26 protein-coding genes and 1 pseudogene are annotated in these 22547 nt (G+C 70.8%); 15 read left to right on the top strand and 12 right to left on the bottom strand.

Annotated features, from left to right (window positions below):
* Positions 1–65: 65 nt before the first annotated feature.
* The 5 genes from DMA15_RS17075 to DMA15_RS17055 form a co-directional block, all read right to left on the bottom strand.
* Positions 66–1481, bottom strand: a complete 1416-nt coding sequence (locus tag DMA15_RS17075; RefSeq protein ID WP_125513682.1) for a HAMP domain-containing sensor histidine kinase — start codon at positions 1479–1481, stop codon at positions 66–68.
* Positions 1478–2215, bottom strand: coding sequence for a response regulator transcription factor (locus DMA15_RS17070; protein WP_125513681.1), 738 nt, complete (start codon positions 2213–2215; stop codon positions 1478–1480). The genes DMA15_RS17075 and DMA15_RS17070 overlap by 4 nt, the downstream gene beginning before the upstream one ends.
* 75 nt (positions 2216–2290) lie before the next feature.
* Positions 2291–3307, bottom strand: coding sequence for a trypsin-like peptidase domain-containing protein (locus DMA15_RS17065; protein WP_125513680.1), 1017 nt, complete (start codon positions 3305–3307; stop codon positions 2291–2293).
* A gap of 606 nt (positions 3308–3913) precedes the next feature.
* The gene (locus DMA15_RS17060; RefSeq protein ID WP_125513679.1) at positions 3914–4936 is read right to left on the bottom strand and encodes a LacI family DNA-binding transcriptional regulator; all 1023 of its coding nucleotides are present in this window, start codon (positions 4934–4936) and stop codon (positions 3914–3916) included.
* A gap of 23 nt (positions 4937–4959) precedes the next feature.
* A complete protein-coding gene (locus DMA15_RS17055) occupies positions 4960–5769 on the bottom strand; it encodes a response regulator transcription factor (protein ID WP_125513678.1) in 810 nt (269 codons plus the stop codon).
* 231 nt (positions 5770–6000) lie between these two features.
* On the opposite strand from DMA15_RS17055, the pseudogene DMA15_RS17050 reads away from it, so the two are divergent.
* The 7 genes and pseudogenes from DMA15_RS17050 to DMA15_RS17015 form a co-directional block, all read left to right on the top strand.
* Positions 6001–6819, top strand: a pseudogene (locus DMA15_RS17050) (alpha/beta fold hydrolase); the annotation flags it as partial.
* Positions 6820–6858: 39 nt separating this feature from the next.
* Positions 6859–7113, top strand: a complete 255-nt coding sequence (locus tag DMA15_RS37505) for a MoaD/ThiS family protein (RefSeq protein WP_055533908.1) — start codon at positions 6859–6861, stop codon at positions 7111–7113.
* Positions 7114–7118: 5 nt separating this feature from the next.
* A complete protein-coding gene (locus DMA15_RS17040; protein WP_125513677.1) occupies positions 7119–8414 on the top strand; it encodes a hypothetical protein in 1296 nt (431 codons plus the stop codon).
* 143 nt (positions 8415–8557) lie between these two features.
* Positions 8558–9310: a DUF2993 domain-containing protein gene (locus DMA15_RS17035; protein ID WP_125513676.1), complete on the top strand. Its 753-nt coding sequence runs from the start codon at positions 8558–8560 to the stop codon at positions 9308–9310.
* A gap of 446 nt (positions 9311–9756) precedes the next feature.
* Positions 9757–10602: a sulfurtransferase gene (locus DMA15_RS17025; RefSeq protein WP_125513675.1), complete on the top strand. Its 846-nt coding sequence runs from the start codon at positions 9757–9759 to the stop codon at positions 10600–10602.
* Positions 10603–10638: 36 nt separating this feature from the next.
* Positions 10639–10926 (top strand): DUF1416 domain-containing protein, encoded by a 288-nt coding sequence (locus DMA15_RS17020; protein ID WP_054232391.1) that lies wholly within the window; start codon positions 10639–10641, stop codon positions 10924–10926.
* A gap of 102 nt (positions 10927–11028) precedes the next feature.
* Positions 11029–11289: a DUF3099 domain-containing protein gene (locus tag DMA15_RS17015; RefSeq protein WP_125513674.1), complete on the top strand. Its 261-nt coding sequence runs from the start codon at positions 11029–11031 to the stop codon at positions 11287–11289.
* 5 nt (positions 11290–11294) lie between these two features.
* Here DMA15_RS17015 and DMA15_RS17010 read toward each other — a convergent pair whose 3' ends face one another.
* Complete coding sequence (locus DMA15_RS17010; RefSeq protein WP_125513673.1) at positions 11295–11657, bottom strand: DsrE family protein; 363 nt, start codon at positions 11655–11657, stop codon at positions 11295–11297.
* Between the two features lie 244 nt (positions 11658–11901).
* Between DMA15_RS17010 and DMA15_RS17000 the strand changes: the two genes are divergently transcribed.
* The 3 genes from DMA15_RS17000 (at position 11902) to DMA15_RS16990 (ending at position 13963) form a co-directional block, all read left to right on the top strand.
* The gene (locus tag DMA15_RS17000) at positions 11902–12474 is read left to right on the top strand and encodes an FABP family protein (protein ID WP_125513671.1); all 573 of its coding nucleotides are present in this window, start codon (positions 11902–11904) and stop codon (positions 12472–12474) included.
* Positions 12475–12490: 16 nt separating this feature from the next.
* Entirely contained in the window at positions 12491–12931 is a 441-nt protein-coding gene (locus DMA15_RS16995; protein ID WP_125513670.1) for a transcriptional repressor, read from the top strand.
* 66 nt (positions 12932–12997) lie between these two features.
* Positions 12998–13963 carry a folate-binding protein YgfZ gene (locus DMA15_RS16990; protein WP_125513669.1) on the top strand — a complete coding sequence of 322 codons (966 nt, stop codon included), beginning with the start codon at positions 12998–13000 and terminating at the stop codon, positions 13961–13963.
* Between the two features lies 1 nt (position 13964).
* On the opposite strand, the gene dtd is transcribed toward DMA15_RS16990, so the two are convergent.
* On the bottom strand, positions 13965–14402 hold the full coding sequence (dtd, locus tag DMA15_RS16985; RefSeq protein WP_125513668.1) for a D-aminoacyl-tRNA deacylase: 438 nt from the start codon (positions 14400–14402) through the stop codon (positions 13965–13967).
* A 149-nt stretch (positions 14403–14551) separates the two neighbouring features.
* On the opposite strand from dtd, the gene DMA15_RS16980 reads away from it, so the two are divergent.
* Positions 14552–15157, top strand: a complete 606-nt coding sequence (locus DMA15_RS16980) for an ABC transporter substrate-binding protein (RefSeq protein ID WP_125513667.1) — start codon at positions 14552–14554, stop codon at positions 15155–15157.
* Positions 15158–15281: 124 nt separating this feature from the next.
* Here the strand turns inward: DMA15_RS16980 and DMA15_RS16975 are convergent, their stop codons facing one another.
* Positions 15282–15467 (bottom strand): hypothetical protein, encoded by a 186-nt coding sequence (locus tag DMA15_RS16975; protein ID WP_125513666.1) that lies wholly within the window; start codon positions 15465–15467, stop codon positions 15282–15284.
* Between the two features lie 233 nt (positions 15468–15700).
* Between DMA15_RS16975 and DMA15_RS16970 the strand changes: the two genes are divergently transcribed.
* Positions 15701–16609 (top strand): GntR family transcriptional regulator, encoded by a 909-nt coding sequence (locus DMA15_RS16970; RefSeq protein ID WP_240659832.1) that lies wholly within the window; start codon positions 15701–15703, stop codon positions 16607–16609.
* Positions 16610–16651: 42 nt separating this feature from the next.
* On the opposite strand, the gene DMA15_RS16965 is transcribed toward DMA15_RS16970, so the two are convergent.
* Complete coding sequence (locus tag DMA15_RS16965; RefSeq protein WP_125517841.1) at positions 16652–16840, bottom strand: hypothetical protein; 189 nt, start codon at positions 16838–16840, stop codon at positions 16652–16654.
* Positions 16841–16968: 128 nt separating this feature from the next.
* On the opposite strand from DMA15_RS16965, the gene DMA15_RS16960 reads away from it, so the two are divergent.
* Positions 16969–17874 carry a GntR family transcriptional regulator gene (locus DMA15_RS16960; RefSeq protein ID WP_125513664.1) on the top strand — a complete coding sequence of 302 codons (906 nt, stop codon included), beginning with the start codon at positions 16969–16971 and terminating at the stop codon, positions 17872–17874.
* Positions 17875–18672: an HAD family hydrolase gene (locus DMA15_RS16955; protein ID WP_240659831.1), complete on the top strand. Its 798-nt coding sequence runs from the start codon at positions 17875–17877 to the stop codon at positions 18670–18672.
* On the opposite strand, the gene DMA15_RS16950 is transcribed toward DMA15_RS16955, so the two are convergent.
* Entirely contained in the window at positions 18656–19417 is a 762-nt protein-coding gene (locus tag DMA15_RS16950) for an HAD family phosphatase (RefSeq protein WP_125513662.1), read from the bottom strand. The two genes, DMA15_RS16955 and DMA15_RS16950, sit on opposite strands and share 17 nt — an antisense overlap.
* Positions 19418–19693: 276 nt before the next feature.
* On the opposite strand from DMA15_RS16950, the gene DMA15_RS16945 reads away from it, so the two are divergent.
* Entirely contained in the window at positions 19694–20746 is a 1053-nt protein-coding gene (locus DMA15_RS16945) for an aminoglycoside phosphotransferase family protein (RefSeq protein WP_240659830.1), read from the top strand.
* A 10-nt stretch (positions 20747–20756) separates the two neighbouring features.
* Here the strand turns inward: DMA15_RS16945 and DMA15_RS16940 are convergent, their stop codons facing one another.
* A complete protein-coding gene (locus DMA15_RS16940; RefSeq protein WP_240660222.1) occupies positions 20757–21503 on the bottom strand; it encodes an ABC transporter permease in 747 nt (248 codons plus the stop codon).
* The gene (locus DMA15_RS16935; protein ID WP_125513660.1) at positions 21496–22482 is read right to left on the bottom strand and encodes an ATP-binding cassette domain-containing protein; all 987 of its coding nucleotides are present in this window, start codon (positions 22480–22482) and stop codon (positions 21496–21498) included. The genes DMA15_RS16940 and DMA15_RS16935 overlap by 8 nt, the downstream gene beginning before the upstream one ends.
* Positions 22483–22547 lie beyond the last annotated feature (65 nt).

Here is a 22547-nt window from a genome sequence, read left to right as displayed (position 1 = left end):
AGCCCGGTCAATTGCCGGTCGATCGCCGGTCAGATGCAGGTCAGTCGCCGCTCGATCACCGGTCATCAGCTCGGCATGCCCGGCGGGGGAGTCGACGCGCCCGGCAACCGTACGGAGGCCACCGTGCCGCCGCCGTCCGCCGCGCTCAGGGAGACCTCGCCGCCGGACTGGCCCACCGTGCGGGCCACGATGGAGAGGCCGAGGCCCGAACCCGGCAGGCTCCGGGCCGAGGGGGAGCGCCAGAAGCGGTCGAAGACGTGCGGGAGTTCCTCCGCGGGGATGCCGGGGCCGTGGTCGCGCACGGTCAGCTCGCCCTCCTTCAGGGCGACCTCGATCGTGGAGCCGGGCGGGCCGAACTTCACGGCGTTGTCCAGGATGTTGACCACGGCACGCTCCAGCGGCGCGGGCTCCGCGCGGACGTACCAGGGGGCCAGGTCGGCGGTGAAGGTCAGCTCCGGGCCGCGCAGCCTGGCCCGTTCCAGCGCCGCCTCCACGATGTCGTGCAGGGCGATGACCTGCACCTTGGCGCCTCCGTGCGCCGCGTCGGGGCGGGACAGCTCCTGCAAGTCGCCGATGAGCGCGGCGAGTTCGGTCATCTGCGCCTTGACGGAGGCGAGCAGGGCCCTGCGGTCGTCGGGCGGGATGGCGCGGCCGGTGTCCTCGCTGCGGGCCAGCAGCTCGATGTTCGTACGCAGGGAGGTGAGCGGGGTGCGCAGTTCGTGACCGGCGTCGGCGATCAGTTGCTGCTGGAGGTCGCGGGAGGAGGCCAGGGAGGCGGTCATGGAGTTGAAGGACGCGGAGAGACGGGCGATCTCGTCGTCCCCGTCCACGGGGATGCGGAGGTCAAGGTCCTCGGTGCGGGCCACGTGCTCCACGGCCTCGGTGAGCCGGTCCACGGGCCGCAGCCCGGTGCGGGCCACCCAGAGCCCGGCGGCGCCGGCGCCGAGAATGCCGATGCCGCCTACGGCGGTGAGGAGCAGGGCGAGTCTGTTGAGGGGTTCGTCGATCTCCGAGAGCGGGCGGGCCAGGGAGACCGCGTACCCGGTGTCCCTGTCCACCTGCGTCAGTACGCGCACGGAGGCACCGCTCTCCGTCGTACCGTCGTGCAGGGTCTGGTCCCGCAGGCGCCGGGCCACTTCCACGTCGGAGTCCTGCACCACCACGGGTGTGGAGCCGCGGCCCACGCAGCGCGAGCCGTCCGGCTGGACGATCTGGACGAAGACGGTGGTGGTTCCGGGCGACGTCTCGGCGTTCGGGGTGGTGCGGCCGTCGCTGCAGTCGGCGGCCGTCAGGTCCAGGTAGCCGCGGCCCACATTGAGGCTGCGCAGTGATTCGTCCATCTGGTCCCGCAACTGCGTGCGCGTGAGCACCCAGCAGGACACCGCGACCGCCGCGACCGCCAGGGCTACCGCCACGGTGACGAGGAGCGCCAGGCGGGACCGCAAGGGAAGGCGGCGGAAACGGCGTACGGGGCCGCTCACTCGCCGCCCCTCAGCACGTACCCGACACCCCGCACCGTGTGCACGAGCCGCGGCTCGCCGCCCGCTTCCGTCTTGCGGCGCAGATACATCACGTACACGTCGAGGGAGTTGGAGGTCGGCTCGAAGTCGAAGCCCCAGACGGCCTTGAGGATCTGCTCGCGCGTCAGGACCTGGCGGGGGTGGGCGAGGAACATCTCCAGGAGGGTGAATTCCGTGCGGGTCAGCTCGACCGTGCGCCCGCCCCGCGTGACCTCGCGCGTCGACAGGTCCATCCGCAGGTCGGCGAAGGCGAGCGTGTCGCCCTCCTGCGCCTGGCCCGCCGCGGCCGCGTACGAGCTGCGCCTGAGCAGGGCCCGGATACGGGCGAACAGCTCGTCCAGCTCGAACGGCTTGACCAGGTAGTCGTCGGCGCCCGCGTCGAGCCCCGTGACGCGGTCGCCGACCGTGTCGCGCGCGGTCAGCATCAGGATCGGCGTGGTCGAACCGGTGGCGCGGAGCCTGCGGGCGGCGGTGAGGCCGTCCATGCGGGGCATCTGGATGTCGAGCACCACGAGGTCGGGGCGGTAGGCGGCGGCCTTCTCCAGCGCGTCGGCGCCGTCGACGGCGACCTCGGTGCCGTATCCCTCGAAGGCGAGGCTGCGGCGCAGCGCCTCCCGGACGGCGGGCTCGTCGTCCACGATCAGGATGCGCAGCTGCTCACGGTCACCGGCGCGGTCGCCTTCGGCGGGGCTCATGGGCTTCGGACTTCCTCGGTAAGGGGCGGAAACGGGGCCGGTATCAGCCTCGCACGCGGGCGCGGGCGGCGCGGGTCAGGTCTTCGAGCCGGACCGGAGCTTGCCGAGGTCGTCCTTGACGGTGTTGATGGGGATGGCGAAGCCGAGGCCGACGCTGCCGGATCCCGAATCGGCACCCGCCTGCGTCGAACTGGGGGAGTACATCGCGGAGTTGATCCCGATGATGTTGCCGTTCATGTCGATGAGGGCGCCGCCGGAGTTGCCCGGGTTGAGCGAGGCGTCGGTCTGGAGCGCCTTGTACGTGGTCTTCGACGAGCCGGTGTCGCCGTTGAACTCCTGCCCGCCGAACTCGAAGGGCCAGCCGCCCTGCGGGCTCTGCGGCTGCTCCTGGCCCTCGCCGGTGGAGACGGTGACGTCCCGTTCGAGCGCGGAGACGATGCCGCTGGTGACGGTGCCGGTCAGGCCCTCGGGGGAGCCGATGGCGACGACCTCGTCGCCGACCTTGACGTTGTCGGAGTCGCCGAGGGTGGCCGCCTTGAGCCCGGAGGCGTCCTTGAGCTGGATGAGCGCGAGGTCCTTCTTGCTGTCGGTGCCGACGACCTCGGCGTCGTACGTCTTGCCGTCGTGCGTGCGCACCTTGATCGAGGTGGCGCCGGCGATGACGTGGTTGTTCGTGACGATCTCGCCGTCGCTCTTGGTGATCACGCCGGAGCCGGTGGACTTGCCCTGGGGGGTGGTGGCGCTGATCTCGACGATGCTGGGGCTGACCGCCTCGGCGACACCGGAGACGGTGCCCTTCTTGCTGGTGGGCACGGCATCCGTGCTGGTGGCGGAGGTGGTGGCGCCCTGGTCGGTGAGGGTCTGGACCGCGTACGCGGTTCCGCCGCCGACCGCCGCGGCCGCGATGGCGACGGCGGCGAGGAGGGCGACGGGGCCCTTGGCCCGGCGGCGCCTCGGCGCGGGCCCGGTCCGGGATGCCTCCGGCGCGTAGGCGGGCGGGGGCGGCCAGGCGCCCTGCGTACCGCCGTGGTGCACAGGCGCGGACGACTGCTGCGGGGGGTACTCGCCGCTTGGGCGGAAGGTCTCGGTCATGTCACTGAGATTGACCGGCGTAAATGAGAGCGGGCTGAGTACGTCCTGAGAAGCCCGGCAGAAGTGCGTATGCCCCTTATAAGAGCGGGGGGGCTGTGCCCGCGCCCCCCGGGGCACCATGCCCTGCCCTGCCCTGCCCCGCCGCTCCGCGCCGGAAGCCCCCCCACCCACCCGCCCGTTCACCCGGCGCTATGCCCTGCCCCGCCGCTCCGCGCCGGAAGCCCCCCACCCACCCACCCGTTTGCCCGGCACCAAGCCCTGTCCCGCCGCTTCGCGGCAGATCTTGTTCGTCGCCCGCTCGGCTCGGGGCGAACGGGTGGGTGGGTGGGAGAACCCCGCGAAGCGGCGCCTCAACCCGCACCCGCAGACTCGCCCAGCCTGGGCAAACGGGTGGGCGGAGACCACGAAGCGGTCACTCAACCCGCACCCGCAGGCCCAGCCCGGGGTGAACGGGCGGGTGGGTGGGGAACTCCCTCGCGGAGCGACGATTCAACCCGCACCCGCAGACCCGCCCCGGCCAGAACCTGAAAAGCGCCGACCCCGCCCCAGGCGGGCCGCGCTCGAAGGCCCGCCCCGCAGGGGCCCCCGCTCAAGGCCAGAGGCCAGCTACTCGCAGCCGCAGGACCGCCGCACCACCAACCGCGAGGGAAACAGCTTCAGCCGCTCCCGGCGCGAGCCGGCGACGCGGAGGCCGTCGTCCAGGACCAGGTCCACCGCCGCGCGAGCCATCGCGGGGCGGTCCGAGGCCACCGTCGTCAGCGGGGGATCCGTCAGGCCCGCCTCCTTGACGTCGTCGAAGCCGGCCACGGCCAGCTCCCCCGGCACGTCGATGCGCAGTTCCCGCGCCGCCCGGAGCACACCGATCGCCTGGTCGTCCGTGGAGCAGAAGATGGCCGTGGGCCGGTGCGGCCCGGCGAGCAGTTCCAGGCCCACCTGGTAGGCGTCGTAGCGGTTGTACGGCGCCTCGAAGAGCCGCCCCTCCACCGAGCGCCCGGCCTCCCGCATCGCGCGCCGCCACCCCTCGACGTGGTCGGAGACGGGGTCACCGACGGTCGGGGTCTCGGCCATGCCGCCGAGGCAGGCCACGTACTCGTGACCGTGTTCGAGGAGATGCCGCGTGGCGAGCTGCGCGCCGCCGACGTCGTCCGTGACGACCGCGACGTCGTCGATGGCCTCGGGCCGCTCGTGCAGCAGCACCACGCGCGCGTCCCACGCGTCTATCTCGGCGGCGGCCTGGTCGGTCAGGCCGTGGCTGACGAGGATGAGGCCGGAGACCCGCATGCCGAGGAAGGCGCGGAGGTAGTGCGTCTCGCGCTCCTCCACGTAGTCGGAGTTGCCGACGAGGACCATCTTCCCGCGCTCGGACGCCGCCTGTTCGACGGCGTGCGTCATCTCCGCGAAGAACGGCTGACGCGCGTCCGGCACGATCATGCCTATGAGGTCCGTGCGCCGGGACGCCATGGCCTGCGCGACCCGGTCCGGGCGGTAGCCCAGCTCCTTGATCGCGGCGAGTACGCGCTCGCGCGTGGCCGGGGCGACCGGCCGGGGTCCGTTGTTGATGACATAACTGACGACTGCGGTCGAAGTACCCGCCAGTCGCGCCACATCGTCCCGCGTCACCTTGGCCACGCGCGCAGTCTACGCGGATGGACCTACTGCCCCGTAGGGCGTACGGCCGCTTCCTCCTTGGCGGGCTCGACGCGCTCCTCGACGGACGCGGCCCGCTCCTTGGCGGACCCGGCGCGCACCGCCGCCGCCTTCGCCTTCTCCTCGTCGGCCGCCCGCTCGACCTTCTCCGGGGTGACGAAGCGGTAACCGACATTGCGGACCGTGCCGATGAGCGACTCGTGCTCGACGCCGAGCTTCGCCCGCAGCCGCCGCACATGGACGTCGACCGTGCGCGTGCCGCCGAAGTAGTCGTAGCCCCAGACCTCCTGGAGCAGCTGGGCGCGCGTGAAGACCCGGCCCGGGTGCTGCGCCAGGTACTTGAGCAGTTCGAACTCCTTGAAGGTCAGGTCGAGGACCCGGCCCTTGAGCTTCGCGCTGTACGTCGCCTCGTCCACGGAGAGATCGCCGTTGCGGATCTCCATGGGGGAGTCGTCGGAGGTGATCTGCTGGCGGCCCATCGCGAGCCGCAGCCGCGCCTCGACCTCTGCCGGACCCGCCGTGTCGAGGAGTACGTCGTCGATGCCCCAGTCCGCGGTGACGGCCGCGAGGCCGCCCTCCGTCACGACGAGGACGAGTGGACAGCCGGGGCCCGTGGAGCGCAGCAGCTGGCAGAGGCTGCGCACCTGGGGCAGGTCGCGGCGCCCGTCGATGAGGATGACGTCGGCACCGGGGGTGTCGACGAGAGCGGGCCCCTCCGCCGGGGCGACGCGCACGTTGTGGAGGAGCAGGCCGAGGGCGGGGAGCACCTCCGTCGACGGCTGGAGGGCATTGGTCAGGAGCAGCAGAGAGCTCATCGCGCCCCACCTGCCCGGGTCGTCCTGTCGTGCACGTTTCGCTCGCCCATAACGTCGGTTCCTCCTCGGTCCCTGCGAGGACGTTTACGGCACTGCTTCGTACGGATGCTGCCTGTGTTCCCAAGGGCCCGCGCCCGCGACCCCGCGCGCCGTCGTACACGACGCGTCTGAAAGCACAAAAGGACCCGGGGGCTTCGCTGCCCGGATCCTCTGCCCAGCAGAATAGCCCACATGAGTTCCGGTCCGGCAGGTCAAGCGGCGCGATCTTCTGTGCGGCCGATCACTCGCGGTCCGTCCGGTGTTCAACGGCGCGCAACGCTCCGTACACAGGACGGGGTCGCGATCGAGGCCGCGTACGAGCCCGGTCCCGGGCCCGGCGGCGGTGTCGCGATCGTCGTCGCGCACGGCTTCACCGGCGGCCTCGGGCGCCCGCACGTGCGCCGTATCGCGGCCGTGTTCGCCCAGCGTGCGGCCGTGGTCACCTTCTCCTTCCGCGGGCACGGGGCCTCCGGCGGGCACTCCACGGTGGGCGACCGCGAGGTGCTCGATCTCGCGGCGGCGGTGGAGTGGGCGCGTTCGCTGGGCCACGCGCGCGTGGTGACCGTCGGTTTCTCGATGGGCGGTTCCGTCGTCCTCCGTCACGCCGCGTCGCACAGGGGGCGCACGGAAGCGCGCACCGACGCGGTGGTCGCGGTGAGCGCACCGGCCCGCTGGTACTACCGGGGGACCGCGCCGATGCGCAGGCTGCACTGGGTCGTCACGCGGCCCGCGGGGCGCGTCGTGGGCCGCTTCGGACTCCGTACGCGAATCCACCCGCACGAGTGGGACCCCGTCCCCCTTTCGCCGGTCGAGTCCGTCCCCCTCATGGGCGCGACGCCGCTGCTCGTCGTGCACGGCACCCGGGATCCGTACTTCCCCGTCGACCACCCCAAGGCGCTGGCCGCCGCCGCGCCGCAGGGGGCCGAACTGTGGCTGGAGGACGGCATGGGGCACGCCGAGCACGCGGCCTCGGACGGGCTGGCCGACCGGATCGCCGCGTGGGCCACGGCATCATGGACATCGGCAACCGCCGACCGAAAGGGGAGTCGCATGGTGAACGGCACCATTCGTTACTGGGCCGCTGCCAAGGCGGCCGCGGGCGTCGCCGAGGAGCCGTACGCGGCGGCGACGCTCGCCGAAGCGCTGGACGCCGCACGCGAGCGGCACCCGGGAGAGCTGGTCCGGGTCCTCCAGCGCTGCTCCTTCCTGATCGACGGCGACCCCGTCGGTACCCGCGGGCATGAGACCGTACGGCTGGCCGAGGGCGGCACGGTCGAGGTGCTCCCGCCGTTCGCAGGAGGATGAGCGCCATGTCCAATCAGCCGTACGAGGGGTACGAGGGGTACGAGGGGTACGAGGGGCACGACCCGTACTCCGGCCAGCAGCAGTACCCCGCGGACCCGTACCGGGACCAGCAGCAACAGCACCAGCAGCACCAGTACCAGCAGCAGTCCTACGAGGATCAGCAGCAGTACCAGCAGCAGTACGCCCAGCAGCCGTACGCGGACCAGCAGCCGTACGCCCAGCCGTATCCGGAACAGCAGCAGTACCCGGACCAGCAGTACGCGGATCAGCCGTACCCGGACCAGCAGCATTACCCGCAGGCCTACGCCCAGGACCAGTACACCCAGCAGTGGGAGGGGCAGACCTGGGAGACGCAGGCGCGGCCGCACGTCGCCGCGGTGGACGTGACGGAGACCGCGTACCTGCCCGCACAGGGCGACACGTACCACCCGCCCACGCCCCCGCGGGAGGAGCGCCCGGCCATGGCGGAACCGGCGGGAGCGGAGCCCGAGAGCGCCGGTGCCGGGCCCACCTACGGGCACGCCACCACCACCGGCAACGCCCGCGTCACGGACGCCCAGCGCGCCCGCGCCGAGGGACGCTCGCCCATCATCGAGCCGGGGATGCAGCCCGCGGCCCTGACCGCCGTCCTCGGACTGCTGCTCGCCGCGGGCGCCGCCGTCGGGCAGTACGCGCTGCTCGTACCGCTGGTGATCCTGCAGGCCGTGACCGCCGCCGGATGGTTCCGGCTCAACGGCATGTGGCCGGCCCGGCAGGGCATCGCGCTCGCCTTCCTCGGCGGTGTCGTCGCCGACGCCGTCCTGCTCGGCGTCGGCAAGGAGAACGCGCCCGCCGCCATCCTCGGCACGCTCGGCGTGTGGGTGCTGCTGGTGCTCGTCCTCCAGCTGCGCAGCCGCGCCGGTGCCGACGAGCGGATGTACGGGCTCATGGCCACCGTCGTCTCCGCCGCGCTCGCGATCATCGCCTCCGGGCACCTCGCGGCCGCCTCCGACGCCGTCACGGTGGGCTGTATCGCGGTCGCCGTCGCGATCCTCGCCCGCGCGCTGCCGCTGCCCACGCCCGTCTCCGTCGTCGTCGCGCTGCTCGCGGCCGCCGGGGCCGGGGTCGCCGTCGGCGGGATGACCGACCTGGGGAGCAAGGGCGCGCTGCTCGCCCTCGGCGCCGGGGTCTGCGCGCTGATCGGGCACCGCGTGGCGAGCTACGACTACCCGTCGCGCTTCGTGCACATGACGGCGGGCGTCGCGCTGCCGCTCGCGGCGGCCGCACCGGCCGTCTACGTCCTGGGGCGCGCCATCGGCTGACAGCCGTACGTCCCCACAGCCGACAGCCGTGCATCGTCACAGCTGATCGACAGGTCCCCGGCCGGTCCCACCGGCCGGGGACCTGTCCTTTAGGCTCGCGGAAACGACAGTCGAGGCGGGGGACAAGTGGGGGAACACCGGACATGAGCAAGCGCGCCATACGGATACTTCTGGTCGTCGTGGTGGTCCTCGCAGGTCTCTTCGTGGCGGCCGACCGGCTCGCCGTGAACTTCGCCGAGAGCGAGGCGGCGGAGAAGCTGCGCACCAACGAGGGGCTGAGCGAGACGCCCGACGTCTCCATCAAGGGGTTCCCCTTCCTGACCCAGGTCGCGGGCGGCGAGCTGGACGAGGTCGAGGTGGGCATCAAGGACTACGACGCCCGGTCCGGCTCCGACTCGATCCGCATCGCCGATCTGACGGCCCACATGAAGGGCGTGAAGTTCTCCGGCGACTACAGCTCGGCGACCGCCGCGACCGCCACGGGCACGGCCCGCGTCTCGTACGACGAACTCCTGAAGGCCGGCAAGTCCGAGCCGGTGGAGCTGCCGCTCGGCGCCACCGGCAAGGTCGTCGGCCTCTCCGACGGCGGCAACGGCAAGATCAAGGTCGAGGTCGAGGTCAGCAAGGGCGGCACGACGCTGCCCAAGCCCGTCCACGTGCTCAGCTCGGTGCGGGTCGAGGGCGACAGCATCGTGGTCCACGCCGACGAGATCCCGAAGAAGCTCGAGGTCCTCGGCGTCGCCATCCCGCTGCCCGAGGGCATGGTCCGCGACGTCACCGACTTCAAGCAGAAGGTCGACGACCTGCCGGCCGGGATAAAGCTCCAGAAGGTCGAGGCCGCGCCGGACGGCGTGGACATGTCCGTGACGGGCTCGGACGTGAGCCTGACCGGCTGATCCCCGCCGTGAGCCCCGCCGCGGGAAGGCTCTGTCCGCAGTGCGAGACAAGGCCGTCCGGCGGGCGGATGTGACCAGGACTACAGGGAGCCCGCGGCCCCGCCGGGGCGGCCGCGGGCTTCAATCATTCCCAGATAGTGGACGATCGCGTCTCAGTATGCGGAGTGCCGGTGACACAGCCGCCTCCGCATCCCTACGATCGGCACCATGAACCGACAGGCGGACCTCACGAAGCGGCGGGCAGTAGACCTGTGCCGCGTCGCCGCCATGCTCTGTCGCACCTTCTAGCGGGAGCCGTAACTCCCGCATTCCCCCGGCCCGTTGACGATTCCGGTCAGGGCCGCCCCCCCCGTGCCACGTACGCCGCGCCTCCCCGCGCTTGTCCGTCGTACCCGCACGTCCCCTCGCACAGCCGTACCGCCGTAACTGCCCCGGAGGAGAGAAGCATGAGCCGCAGCGACGTCCTGGTAGACGCCGACTGGGTCGAGGCCCACATCGACGACCCGAAGGTGGTCATCGTCGAGGTCGACGAGGACACCTCCGCGTACGACAAGAACCACATCAAGAACGCGATCCGCATCGACTGGACCAAGGACCTCCAGGACCCGGTCCGCCGTGACTTCATCGACCAGGAGGGCTTCGAGAAGCTCCTGTCGGCGAAGGGCATCGCGAACGACTCCACCGTCGTCCTCTACGGCGGCAACAACAACTGGTTCGCCTCGTACGCCTTCTGGTACTTCAAGCTCTACGGCCACCAGGACGTGAAGCTCCTCGACGGCGGCCGCAAGAAGTGGGAGTTGGACTCCCGCGACCTGGTCGACGGCGCCGAGGTCCCCCAGCGTCCCGCCACCGACTACAAGGCCAAGGCCCAGGACACCTCGATCCGCGCCTTCCGCGACGACGTCGTGGCGGCCATCGGCTCCAAGAACCTGGTCGACGTGCGCTCGCCCGACGAGTTCAGCGGCAAGCTGCTCGCCCCCGCCCACCTCCCGCAGGAGCAGTCGCAGCGCCCCGGCCACGTGCCGAGCGCCCGCAACATCCCGTGGTCGAAGAACGCCAACGACGACGGCACGTTCAAGTCCGACGACGAGCTGAAGGCGCTCTACGAGGCCGAGCAGGTGGACCTGGAGAAGGACACCATCGCCTACTGCCGCATCGGTGAGCGCTCGGCCCTGACCTGGTTCGTCCTGCACGAGCTGCTCGGCCAGACCAACGTCAAGAACTACGACGGCTCCTGGACCGAGTACGGCTCGCTCGTCGGCGTGCCGATCGAGCTCGGCGCCAACAAGTAATCCCTCCCCGACCTCCCTTCCCCCTCAGGAGTACCCATGTGTGGAGCAAAGGCCGGCGGCCCCGACGCTTCGACGATCAAGCCCGGTGAGACCACGATCCAGGGCCAGGTGACCCGCGACGGCGAGCCCGTCACCGGTTACGTGCGCCTGCTCGACTCGACCGGCGAGTTCACCGCCGAGGTCCCCACCTCGGCGACCGGACAGTTCCGCTTCTACGCCGCCGAGGGCACGTGGACCGTCCGGGCGCTGGTCCCCGGCGGCACGGCCGACCGCACGGTCGTCGCCCAGACGGGCGGCCTCGCGGAGGTGGCGATCGCGGTCTGACCCGCGCCGCACCATGAACGGCTGAAGGGCCGCACCCCAGGGGGTTGGACGCCACTGGAACGGGGTGCGGCCCTTCGGCTCGTACGGGCCTACGCTGGACGTATGTACGCACGACGACGTCATACGTACTTCGTCATGATGGGCAGCTGTATCGCCCTGTTCGTCCTGGCCTGGGGCGTCGTGCGGCTGTGGTCGGTCCCGGTCGCCGTCGGCATGTGCGTCGTGGCGATGGTGATCCCGCCCGTCGCCGCCATGGTCGCCAACCGGCGTGGTCCCGAGGACCGGTGGTGGGACGACCCCTCGGGCGATCCGGCCTCCGACGAGTGGTGGGACGAGCTGGACGGCAAGCGGCACCGCCAGTAGGCCACTCAGTACACGAGCGCCTGGACGCCGTCCGTCGTCGCCTCCTGGACGAAGACCTGCGCGCCCGCGATCCGCACCCCGGGGATGACGTCCTGCTCCGAGATGTCGCGGCGCGCCGCGCACTGCGTGCAGAGCGTGATCCGGCCCGCCGCCATGATCGAGTCGATCAGATCCGGCAGCGGCGCCGCGTGCGGAAGGTCGAATTCCGCCGCGCGCCCCGGGAGCGCGAACCACGACGACTCTCCGGTCAGCCAGAGCGACACCTCCACCCCGCTGGCCACGGCCACGGCCGCCACCGTGAAGGCCTGGGAGCAGCGCTCGGGGGCGTCGGCCCCGGCGGTCACCTTGATCACGAGCTTCTTCGCCATGGCCGCATCGTAAGGCCCCTCGCAGGCAGAGGCGGGCGCCGCCCGACTACAGTGGGACCGGCTCTGATATCTGCCCCCACAGCTCACCGAGGAGCACCCCGTGCTTGAGGCCTTCTTCTCCGCCCTGCTGGTCATCGTCTGCATCGGCGTGCTCGCCTTCGCCGGGCTGACCGTGAAGAAGCTGTACCAGGGCCAGCGCTGACCCCCGTCACTTCCCGACCTCCACAGATCGCCTGAGCTTCCCATGATCGAGATTCCGTCCGACCTGAACCCCGACCTCGTCCCCCTCGCCTTCCTCCTCGGCAACTGGGCGGGCGCGGGCGTCACCGACTTCCCCGGCGCCGAGAAGGCGAATTTCGGCCAGGAGGTCTCCTTCACGCACGACGGGCGCGACTTCATCGAGTACCGCTCGTACACCTGGGTGCTCGACGCCGAGGGCAACAAGGTCAAGCCGCTGGAGTCGGAGTCCGGCTTCTGGCGCATCGACAAGGACCGCAAGGTCGAGGTCGTGATGGTCCGCGACGACGGCGTCGTCGAGGTCTGGTACGGCGAGCTGGCCGACAAGAAGCCGCAGATCGACCTGGTCACGGACGCCGTCGCGCGCACCGCGGCCGCCGGGCCCTATACCGGCGGCAAGCGGCTCTACGGCTATGTGAAGGGCGACCTGATGTGGGTCGGCGAGAAGCAGACCCCCGAGGTGCCGCTGCGCCCGTACATGTCGGCGCAGCTGAAGAAGGTCGTCACGCCCGAGGAGGTCGCCGCCATGGCGCGCAACCTCGGAGATCTCCCCGACGACGGCATCGCTTTCTTCAAGTAGACCTAGACTCTCTGGTGTGGCGAGCACCGACTCCAGGAGCACCGGCTCCGACTGGAAGAGCGACCTGCGGCAGCGCGGCTACCGGCTGACGCCGCAGCGCCAGCTTGTCCTCGAAGCCGTCGACACCCTTGAGCACGCGACCCCCGACGACATCCTCTGCGAAGTGCGCAAGACGGCGTCGGGGGTCAACATCTCCACGGTCTACCGCACGCTGGAGCTCCTGGAGGAGCTGGGCCTCGTCTCGCACGCCCACCTCGGGCACGGCGCGCCCACCTACCACCTGGCGGACCGGCACCACCACATCCACCTGGTCTGCCGGGACTGCACGGGCGTCATCGAGGCCGATACGTCGGTGGCGGCGGAGTTCACCGCAAAGCTGCGGGACACCTTCGGCTTCGACACCGACCTGAAGCACTTCGCGATCTTCGGGCAGTGCGAGAAGTGCCGCCAGAAGTAGCGGGGCCCGCGAGAAGTGCCGGGCAGAAATAAAAGCCCGAGCCCGCTGGTCGTACTCTTTGTGAACATGAAGAGCCCCCTGTTGTCCCTGCCCGGCGCCGTCCCCGCCGAGGGCGTGGACGAAGGCGTCGCCGCCCACTACGGCGAACTGTTCCGTGAGCAGCGCGCCCTCGCCGACGGCACCGGTTTCGTCGACCTCTCGCACCGCGGGGTGGTCACCGTCACCGGCTCCGACCGGCTGAGCTGGCTGCATCTGCTGCTGACCCAGCACGTCAGCGAGCTGCCGGCCGGCCAGGCCACCGAAGCGCTGATCCTCTCCGCCCACGGCCACATCGAGCACGCGCTCTACCTCGTGGACGACGGCGAGACCATCTGGGCGCACGTCGAGCCCGGCACGCAGGGCGCGCTCATCGCGTACCTGGAGAGCATGAAGTTCTTCTACCGCGTGGAAGTCGCCGACCGGAGCGACGAGTTCGCCGTCGTCCATCTGCCCGCCGGTTCGATCACCCCGGTCCCCGAGGGCGTCGTCGTACGCGAGACGGCACACGGCCGCGATCTGTTCCTGCCGCGTACGGACCTGGAGGCGTACGCCGCCGAGCACGGCCCCGCGGCCGGGCTCCTCGCGTACGAGGCGCTGCGGGTGGAGGCCCACCGGCCGCGCCTGGGCTTCGAGACCGACCACCGCACGATCCCCCACGAGCTGGGCTGGCTCGCCACGGCCGTGCACCTCCAGAAGGGCTGCTACCGCGGTCAGGAGACGGTCGCCCGCGTCCAGAACCTGGGGAAGCCGCCGCGCCGCCTGGTCTTCCTCCACCTGGACGGGAGCGAGGTGCACCTGCCGGCGGCCGGTACGCCGCTTCAGCTCGCCTCGGAGGGGGCCGAGGGGCGGAAGCTGGGGTTCGTCACGACCGCCGTGCGCCATCACGAGCTGGGGCCCATCGCCCTCGGGCTCATCAAGCGGAATGTGCCGGTGGACGCGGAACTCATCGCCGGGGGCATCGCCGCGGCTCAGGAAGTGGTCGTCCAGCCCTAGGTCACATCTCCAGCAGCACCGTGAACGGGCCGTCGTTCGTCAGGCCCACCCGCATGCGCGCCCCGAACCGGCCCGTCGCCACCGTCGCGCCCAGTGCGCGCAGCTGGGCGACCACCTCGTCGACGAGGGGTTCGGCCACGGGGCCGGGGGCGGCCGCGTTCCAGGTGGGGCGGCGGCCCTTGCGGGCGTCTCCGTAGAGCGTGAACTGGCTGATGACGAGCAGCGGCGCGTCAATGTCGCTGCATGCCTTCTCGTCGGCCAGCATGCGCAGCGTCCAGAGCTTGCGGGCCAGCTGGGCCGCCTTCTCCTTGGTGTCGTCGTGCGTGACGCCCACCAGGACGCACAGGCCCTCGCCGCTGATCTCGCCCACCGTCTCGGGGCCGTCCTCGCCCTCGACGACCACGCTCGCGCCGTCGACTCTCTGCACCACTGCTCGCATGGGGCCATCATGCCGTGCCGATCGGAGGCTCCAGATCCCCCCATCCGGGGCTGATTCCGGGCACTCATTCACATAGCGGCCACCGGGAGTGGCACCATGCACACACGCGGTGCACCCGCGTCGGCCGGTCGAGGGGACGGTAGAGCCACATGAGCACACCAAGTACGGGGCAGCCGTCCGGCCGCGTCTCGCTTCGGCGTACGGCGGTCCCGCGGCCGCCCGCGCAGCGCACCGGCAGCCCGCTGCTGCCCGAGGTGCCCGAGCACGACCTGGCCGCGCGGCGGCTGCCCGAGCTGCGGGAGCTGCGCCGGGCGGCCCAGCAGGACGAGGCCGACCTCAGCTATGTGCGGCGGCTGCTGCAAGGGCGCATCGACATCCTGCGGGCCGAGATCGCGCGCCGCAGGGACCAGCCGGTGGCGCCCACGCCGGAGGCGGCCGTCGTCGACCGGCTCTCGGAGATCCTCGCGGACGCCCCGGCCCGGCACCGTTCATCGGCCCGGCACGTCACGCTCGGCACCCCGCACAGCGAGGAGTACCGCCTCCTGGCCACGGAGATGCTGGCCGAGGTCGAGCTCTCCGACCTGGCGGCCCGCACGGACGAGGAGCTGGACGCGGCCATGGGCCGCCTGGTCCGCTACGAACAGCAGGTCTCGCGGCGCAGGCAGCTGCTCCAGCGCACCGCGGACGACTGCAGCGGGGAGATCGCCCGGCGGTACCGGGAGGGCGAGGCGCAGGTGGACGACCTGCTGGTGTGAGCGCGTGAGTGAGCCCCGGCTCCCCCGTAGCCGGGAGCCGGGGCTCGGTTGTCGCCCGTCGGCCGGACTCCCGGCTCCCCTCCGGATGGGAGCCCGGCCAGCCGGGTCTGTTCAGCCGGACCGGTCAGCCCGACTGCGCGAGGAGCAGGACGAGAAGGGCTGCCCCGACCCCGCTGATCTTGGTGCTCTTGGCCTTGATCCCCACGGTGAGCAGGACGAAGGCGACGATGCCCAGTGGGCCGTACTTCCACTGGATGAGCTGTTCGAAACCGATGGCGAGGGCGGCGACGACGATGGCGATGAGCGGCATGACGTTCCCTCCTTCGGGATCGGGGTGGCGGACCCCGTTCGGCCGGTGACCAACTGGCCGGCCGGGTGGGAACTCCGCCTCGGCCCCGATGGGTGGTGGCCAACCCCGGAGGGGTCCGACCATGTCGCCCAAGTTGGCTACCAACTTCAACTGACTTATCTCCGCTGGGAGTCGACTCATAACCATCTTTCCCGCAACTCCCCTAAGATGGCGCGAAGTTGTACTGTTTGGTTGTGAGCACGGAACGCGCCCCCGTCAACGGAAGCCGACGACGGCGTTCCCACCGCGAGGTGGCCGACGTGCTGCGTGACCGGATCAGGTCCGGATCGCTGCGGCCGGGCCAGCGCATGCCCACGCAGGCAGAGCTGGCCGACGAGTTCGGCGTGGAGCGCGGGGCCGTGCGCGAGGCGCTGCGCGTCCTGCACCGTGAGCACCTTCTGTCCAACGTGTCCAAGGGCAGCCCCGCCACGGTCGCGGAAGTCCCCGAGCGCGCGCCCCTCGGGGCGGGGTCGGTGCGTCCGCAGCCCACGATGGTCGGTCTCGCGCCCCGTATCGCGTCGGCCTTCGAGGCCCCGCACGTGGAGATAGACGCGCTCTGCCTGACCTCCGTCTCCCTCACGATGGCGATCGGCGAACCGCTGCGGCAGATCCACGCCGGACAGCGCAAACCGGCCAAGGTCGACGTCCGGGTGCTGCTGCCGAGCCGGGACATCGATCTGGCGTTCCCCGCGCCGGTCGACGGCGGTGACGACGAGGGCGGCTGGGTGCACCGCCGCTGGCTGGACCAGCGCAACGCGCAGGGGCAGGTGCTGCGGCACAACCTCCTCGCGCTGCGGGCCTCGCACGGGATCGACGTGTCGGTGCAGTTCCGCGCGCTGCCGTTCACGCCACCGGTGAAGCTCTACCTGATCAACGGCTCGGAGGCGCTCTTCGCCTACTACACGCTCACCAAGCGGGACGAGGAGACCGGCGTCGGCCAGGAGTCCCTGAAGATGTACGACGCGCAGGGCGCGCAGTCGATGCTCTTCCCGTTCCACCAGGGGGAGGGGTTGCGGGACACGACCTTCGTGGAGCAGTCGCATCTGTGGTTCAACGCCCTGTGGAACACGATCAGTCAGGACCTGAGGCTGGCGGCGGGCTGAGCACTGCCTCCCGCCGCCCGCCGGGTCGGACGGCCTGTCCGTTCAGATCGCCGGGCCGGTCACCATCAGGGCGAGGACCGCGGCGCCGATGGAGCTGCACGTGTGGTTCTTCGCCTTGAGGCCGACGGTCAGCAGGAGAAGGCCGGCGATGCCCATGGGGCCGTACTTCCACTGGACGAGCTGTTCGACGGTGACGGCGACCACGGCTGCGAGGAGGGCTATGACGGGCATGACGGTGGTTCCCCCTTCTGCCATCTTGACCAAGTTGGCAACCAACTCTGCTTTAGTTGTCCCCGCTTGGCATGACTAAATAAACAACTTCCCGTCAACTGCCGCGAGATGGCGGCCAGTTGTATCGTTTGGTTGTGACCCAGGAGAACGTTGCAGTGAACGGCAGCAGAAAGCTCTCACCCCAGGACATCGCCGACGCCGTACGCGACCGCATCCGGGCCGGTGCGCTCAAGGCGGGCGACCGCCTGCCGACCCAGGCCGAACTCGCCGAGGAGTTCGGCGTGGAGCGCGGGGCCGTGCGCCAGGCGATGAAGAAGCTCCAGAGCGAAGGCCTCCTGTCCAACGTCAGCAAGGGCAGCCCGCCCCGCGTCGCCGAGTCGGGCCCGGCGGTCCCCGCGGCCCCGGGCCCGCAGCCGTCCATGGTCGCCCTCGCCCCCCGCCTCGCGGAGGCGTTCGCGGCGAAGGAGGTGCGGATCGACGTGGTCTCGTACACCGCGGAGACGCTGATGATCGCCCTCGGTGAGCCGGTGCGCCTGATCCACGAGGGCCGCATCCGCCCCGAGTCGATCACGGTACGGATCCTGCTGCCGAGCAGCGACATCAAGCTGGCGTTCCCGGTCCCGATCGCGGGCGACGCGGAGAGCCGCGAACGCCTCCACCAGCGCTGGCTCACCCAGCGGAACGCGCAGGGGCAGGTGCTGCGGCACAATCTGCGGGCGCTGCGGGCCTCGCACGGGATCGACGTGTCGGTGCAGTTCCGCGCGCTGCCGTTCACGACGCCGGTCAAGCTGTATCTGCTGAACGGGGAGGAGGCGCTGCTCGCGTACTACACCCTGGGCCCGCAGCAGTTGGAGCTGAACGACGCCGGGGGCAGCGACAACGTCGACCTCTACGACGTCCTGGGCGTCAAGGCGCTCCTCTTCTCCTTCGGCAAGCCCGGCCAGAGCGTGCGCGACGCCCAGTTCGTCGACGAATCGCAGAAGTGGTTCGACGCGCTCTGGGCAACCATCACGACTGACCTGACACTCTCTTAGGTGACCTCTGACTCGACGCAATCTGATGCGATGTGGCCCGGGATGCTCGATGACAAGACCGAGAGGCTTCATGGTCTGATCGGGTCTGTTCGTTTCGTGCTCTTCGACTTCGACGGTCCCCTCTGTCGTCTCTTCGCCGGTCGCTCCGCCGAGGGCGTGGCGAAGGCTCAGGTGCGGTGGCTGGAGAGCCGGGGGCTGCGCGGTCTGCTCACCGCCGACCTGCGGGAGGACCCGGACCCCTTCGTCGTACTCCGCGCGGTCGACCGCCGCCTGCCCGGGAGCGATCTGTCGGCCGAACTGGAGGCGATGCTCACCCGGCACGAGGTGAGCGCCGTGGCATCGGCCTGGCCCACCCCGTACGCCGATCCGCTGATCCGCACCTGGACCGCCGTCGGGGCGCGACTGGCCATCACGAGCAACAACGCGCCCGAGGCCGTCAGCCGCTACCTCGCCTCGCGCGGCCTCATGGACTGCTTCGCCCCGCACATCTACGGCCGCTGCACCCGGAACCTCGCCCTGCTCAAGCCCGACCCGCACTGCGTACGGCGAGCCCTGACCGCCATGGGCGCCGACCCGAAGTCCACCTTGCTGATCGGCGACGCACCCTCGGACTTCCTGGCGGCCCGGCGGGCGGGGGTGGGCTTCCTGGGCTACGCACGCAACGACCGCAAGGCCGGCCTGCTGCACGACGCGGGCGCCGGGCATCTGGTCTCATCCCTGGAACCGGTACTGAGAGCGGTCGTCTCCGCCGCGCGAGCACGCAAGTCGGGCCCAACAGAGTTTAGTTGGGGCCCGTAAGCTGACTCGCCGCGCGCAGGAGGGGGAGCAGGGAGATGTCGGCCCAAATGGCGCCCTCCCTTCGCATTTGGTCTGCCACCGCCTCGCTCCTGGCGTAGCCGAGGAAGGGGGTTCCCGCGGTGCGGGCCGCTTCCAGGTCCGTGGGCTGGTCTCCCACGAGAAGGCAGTCCGCCGCCTTGAGGCCCAGGTGGTGCACGGCGGTCCTGACGCGATGGGGGTCGGGTTTCATGTGGCGCAGCTCGTACGGGTCGCGGCCGAGTACGGGCGTGAACATTCCGTCCAGGCCCACGCGTTCCAGGTAGGCCCGCACGGGGCCCTCGGCGTTGTTGCTGACGATCGCCAGGCGTTTTCCCAGCCGGGACAGCTCGGTCGCCAGGGCTCCGACGTGCTCGTCCGGGACGGCGCCGAGAGCGGCCTGGTACTCGTGGCGGGTCACGATTCCCTCGGCCAACTCCAGCGTCTTCTGTTCCTCGGGACCCGGATCGTCCGCCGTGAACACCTCGCTTCTGAGGAGGTGGAGAAGGCCGTGCGAGTCCTCCGAGGCCTGTACGTGGGCGGGCAGTGACACACCGCGCTCCAGGAGCAGGGCCTTGATCTCCCGGGCGATCGGTCTCGTGTCGTAGTGGTGGAAGAACCGGGTGACAGGTCCGTCGAAATCGAAGAGCAGCGCGGCGGCCGAAGTGAGGAGACGGGACAGGACGTCCCGGTCGGGAGAGCCGTCGGCCGAGGGCCTCTGGGAAGTCATCTCAGCAAGTGTGGACCACGGGTCGTTGTTCGGCCAGACGATGACCGGGGGGTGGCGGGGGAATGGCGGGGGTATGGCGGCGGCCCGTTCGTGAGAAGGCGTCCTCGTACGGACGAGCGCGAATTAGCTCATGGGTGGCGTGAATCCGTCGCTCGGGCGAGAACGGGCGTGAGCCCCTGCGGCACAGGGGTAACGTGCTCCACGCCGTCCGCCCAGGCCGAAAGAACAGCGATGCCATCCGAAGCGACTTCTGCGGCCCGGCAGCATGCCGCTCGGGTGAGTGGCAGTGAGCGGGTTCTCGTCGGCCCGCTCAAGGGGTACCACCACGAGACCTACGTATTTCCGTTGCCGGGGGAGTCGGAGGGCGGAGGCGGGGCCCGGTGGAAGTGCCGGGAGCCGCGCAAGGACCTGCTCTGGTTCGACCGGCGCTGTTTCCACTCGGAAGAGGAGCTGGTGCGGGCGCTGGCCGGGCACATCACCCGGATTCCGGACGTCATCGACGTGGGCGAGTTCGGCCTTCAGAGATTCATCGAGGGGCGGACGCTCGGCTCGCGCCACAAATTCACCGACCCCATTCCCGAGCCGCTGATCGCCCAGATCATCGAACTCTTCGGGCAGTTGGCCGGAGTCGACCCGGACAAGCTGGTGGTGGAACGCCGGTGTGTCTCGGAGGACCGGCCGCCCGACGGTGACACCACCGCATTCCTGGAGCGGCTGATCTGCTTCACCGAGGAGCAGGTCTATCTGCGGAACGAGCAGCGGTTCGGGGAGCTTTTCCACTCGCTCGGCATCGACCGCCGGTGTTTCGGGGAGCTGCGGGAGAACGTCCTGAGCATGACCCCGAGGCCGTTCGGGCTTCTCCACGGTGATCTGCACAGGGAGAACTTCATCGTCGACCCGGCCGGTCAGCTCTGGTGCATCGACTGGGAGTTGGCCATGGTGGGGGACCCTCTCTACGACTTGGCCACCCACCTCTATCTGATGCGGTACCGGCCGGATCAGGAGGAGCAGGTGAAGTCGCGGTGGCGTGAGGCGGTCGAGGACGCGAGGCCGGGCAGCTCCCTGGGATGGGAGCACGACCTTCCGCGCCTCCTCGACTACAAGAGGGCGCAGTCGGTGTTCACCGACGTCATCCGCACCGCGCTCACCCTCGACACGAGGCCGGCGTTCGCGTGGTGGCCGCTCCTGCGCGGGGGACGGAAGATCGAGGAGGTCCTCACCCGGGCCCGTACCGTCCTCGGGCTGAGCGCCGTGCCGACCCACCGGCGGATCGTGGAGGCGCTGAGGGACTGGACGCGCGCGGACCAGCGGCGGCGGCGCCTCGGCTGACCGGCCTCGCTCACCGGCTCGTACGCCTCGCGAAGAGGGCGCCCGAGAGGGTCGCCGAGAGGGTGAGGATCGCCGCGCACCAGGTCAGGGCCAGCCACGGGGTGTTCCCCACCGGCTGGCCGAGGAGGAGGCCGCGGAGGGATTCGATGACCGGGGTGATCGGCTGGTGGTCGGCGAAGGCGCGGAGCCAGGTAGGCATCGTGTCGGTGGGGACGAAGGAGCTGCTGGGATAGGGCAGGAAGCTCACGAAGAAGGTGAAGCCGCCCGCCGCCTCGGGGGAGTTGGCCAGCAGGCCCACCGTCGCCGAGAGCCAGGACAGCGCCAGGATGAAGGCGAGGAGCACGGCGAGCGCGGCCAGCCAGCCCGGCAGGGTCGCCGCCGGGCGGAAGCCGATGGCGAAGGCCACACCGAGGACGAGCGTCGTCGCGATGAGGTTGCGGGCCGTGGAGGCGAGGACGTGACCCGCCAGGATGGGCGCACCGCCGATGTCCATCGAGCGGAACCGGTCGATGATGCCGCCCTTGAGGTCCTCGGTCACGGCGGTGGCCGTGTTCGAGGAGCCGAAGCCGGCGCAGAGGATCAGTACTCCGGGGACGACGTACGTCACGTACCGCGTGCCCGTGTCGATCGCGCCGCCGAAGAAGTACACGAAGATCAGGAGCAGCATCACCGGCAGGACGAGAGCCGTGATCAGCGCGTCGGTGTTGCGGCGGCTCAGGCGCAGGGAGCGGTCCGCCATGGTGAGGGCGTCAGACATGTGCATGGGTGGGGTCCTGGGGTGAGTTCGCCGGCCGGGTCAGGGTCAGGAAGACGTCGTCGAGCGTCGCGCCGCGCAGGACGAAGCTTTCGATCTCCGTGTGGTGGGGGTCCAGTTCGTCGAGGAGGGTGCGTACGTGGTGGGCGGACCCGTCGGTGGGGATGCCGAGGGTGAGGGTTTCGGGGGAGCGGTGGGTGGCCGCTGTCGCTGTCGCTGTCGCCGTCGCCGGGAGTGAGGACGTGAGGCGCAGGTAGGCCTCTCGGGACGTGACCGTGAGGTCCAGGCGGTGCCCCGCCACACGGGACTTGAGCATCGCCGCCGTGCCCTCGGCGACCACGCGGCCCTCGTGCAGGACGGCGATGCGGTCGGCCAGTCGGTCGGCCTCCTCCAGGTACTGCGTGGTGAGGAAGACCGTCGTGCCGCGTGCCGTCAGTTCGCGGACCACGTCCCACATCTCCTTGCGGCTGCGCGGGTCCAGGCCCGTCGTCGGCTCGTCCAGGAAGATCACCTCTGGGTCGCGGACCAGGCCCGCGGCCAGGTCCACGCGGCGGCGCATGCCTCCCGAGTACGTGCCGACCTGGCGGTCGGCGGCGTCCGTGAGGTCGAAGCGGGCCAGCAGGGCGGCGGCCCGTGCGCGGGCCTCGCGGCGGGAGAGGCCCGCGAGCCGGCCCATCATGCGGAGGTTCTCTGCGCCGGTCTGTTTCTCGTCCACCGCCGCGTACTGGCCGGTCAGGCTGAGGCACCGGCGTGCTTCGCGGCGGTGCGTGCGGATGTCATGGCCGGCGATCAGCGCGGTCCCGGCGTCGGGTGCGGTGAGCGTGGCGAGGATGCGGACGGCCGTGGTCTTGCCCGCGCCGTTCGGGCCGAGCAGCGCGAAGACCGTGCCGGGTGGCACGTGCAGGTCGATTCCCCGGAGGACGGGGAGGGATCCGTAGGACTTGTAGAGGGCGGTGGCCTGGATGGCGGGAGGGCTGGGCATGGTCGCTCCTCGGTTACTGCGTAGGGCATACGCACTACCGTGTAAGGGTTACGCAGAACTACGAT

The sequence above is a fragment of the Streptomyces sp. WAC 01529 genome (genome assembly GCF_003945545.1).
Lineage (GTDB): Bacteria > Actinomycetota > Actinomycetes > Streptomycetales > Streptomycetaceae > Streptomyces > Streptomyces anatolicus.
This window is presented reverse-complemented; position numbering and strand designations above follow the sequence as displayed.

Excerpts from the sequence above, each read along its gene's own strand:
- DMA15_RS17020 (WP_054232391.1), top strand. The coding sequence starts at position 10,639 with ATGTGTGGAGCAAAGGCCGGCGGCCCCGACGCTTCGACGATCAAGCCC.
- DMA15_RS16965 (WP_125517841.1), bottom strand. The coding sequence starts at position 16,840 with ATGCCCGTCATAGCCCTCCTCGCAGCCGTGGTCGCCGTCACCGTCGAA.
- DMA15_RS16975 (WP_125513666.1), bottom strand. The coding sequence starts at position 15,467 with ATGCCGCTCATCGCCATCGTCGTCGCCGCCCTCGCCATCGGTTTCGAA.
- DMA15_RS17015 (WP_125513674.1), top strand. The coding sequence starts at position 11,029 with ATGTACGCACGACGACGTCATACGTACTTCGTCATGATGGGCAGCTGT.
- DMA15_RS17025 (WP_125513675.1), top strand. The coding sequence starts at position 9,757 with ATGAGCCGCAGCGACGTCCTGGTAGACGCCGACTGGGTCGAGGCCCAC.
- DMA15_RS17070 (WP_125513681.1), bottom strand. The coding sequence starts at position 2,215 with ATGAGCCCCGCCGAAGGCGACCGCGCCGGTGACCGTGAGCAGCTGCGC.
- DMA15_RS17040 (WP_125513677.1), top strand. The coding sequence starts at position 7,119 with ATGTCCAATCAGCCGTACGAGGGGTACGAGGGGTACGAGGGGTACGAG.
- dtd (WP_125513668.1), bottom strand. The coding sequence starts at position 14,402 with ATGCGAGCAGTGGTGCAGAGAGTCGACGGCGCGAGCGTGGTCGTCGAG.
- DMA15_RS17035 (WP_125513676.1), top strand. The coding sequence starts at position 8,558 with ATGAGCAAGCGCGCCATACGGATACTTCTGGTCGTCGTGGTGGTCCTC.
- DMA15_RS16935 (WP_125513660.1), bottom strand. The coding sequence starts at position 22,482 with ATGCCCAGCCCTCCCGCCATCCAGGCCACCGCCCTCTACAAGTCCTAC.
- DMA15_RS17000 (WP_125513671.1), top strand. The coding sequence starts at position 11,902 with ATGATCGAGATTCCGTCCGACCTGAACCCCGACCTCGTCCCCCTCGCC.
- DMA15_RS16940 (WP_240660222.1), bottom strand. The coding sequence starts at position 21,503 with ATGTCTGACGCCCTCACCATGGCGGACCGCTCCCTGCGCCTGAGCCGC.
- DMA15_RS37505 (WP_055533908.1), top strand. The coding sequence starts at position 6,859 with ATGGTGAACGGCACCATTCGTTACTGGGCCGCTGCCAAGGCGGCCGCG.
- DMA15_RS16950 (WP_125513662.1), bottom strand. The coding sequence starts at position 19,417 with ATGACTTCCCAGAGGCCCTCGGCCGACGGCTCTCCCGACCGGGACGTC.
- DMA15_RS17010 (WP_125513673.1), bottom strand. The coding sequence starts at position 11,657 with ATGGCGAAGAAGCTCGTGATCAAGGTGACCGCCGGGGCCGACGCCCCC.
- DMA15_RS17065 (WP_125513680.1), bottom strand. The coding sequence starts at position 3,307 with ATGACCGAGACCTTCCGCCCAAGCGGCGAGTACCCCCCGCAGCAGTCG.
- DMA15_RS16990 (WP_125513669.1), top strand. The coding sequence starts at position 12,998 with ATGAAGAGCCCCCTGTTGTCCCTGCCCGGCGCCGTCCCCGCCGAGGGC.
- DMA15_RS16980 (WP_125513667.1), top strand. The coding sequence starts at position 14,552 with ATGAGCACACCAAGTACGGGGCAGCCGTCCGGCCGCGTCTCGCTTCGG.
- DMA15_RS17055 (WP_125513678.1), bottom strand. The coding sequence starts at position 5,769 with ATGAGCTCTCTGCTGCTCCTGACCAATGCCCTCCAGCCGTCGACGGAG.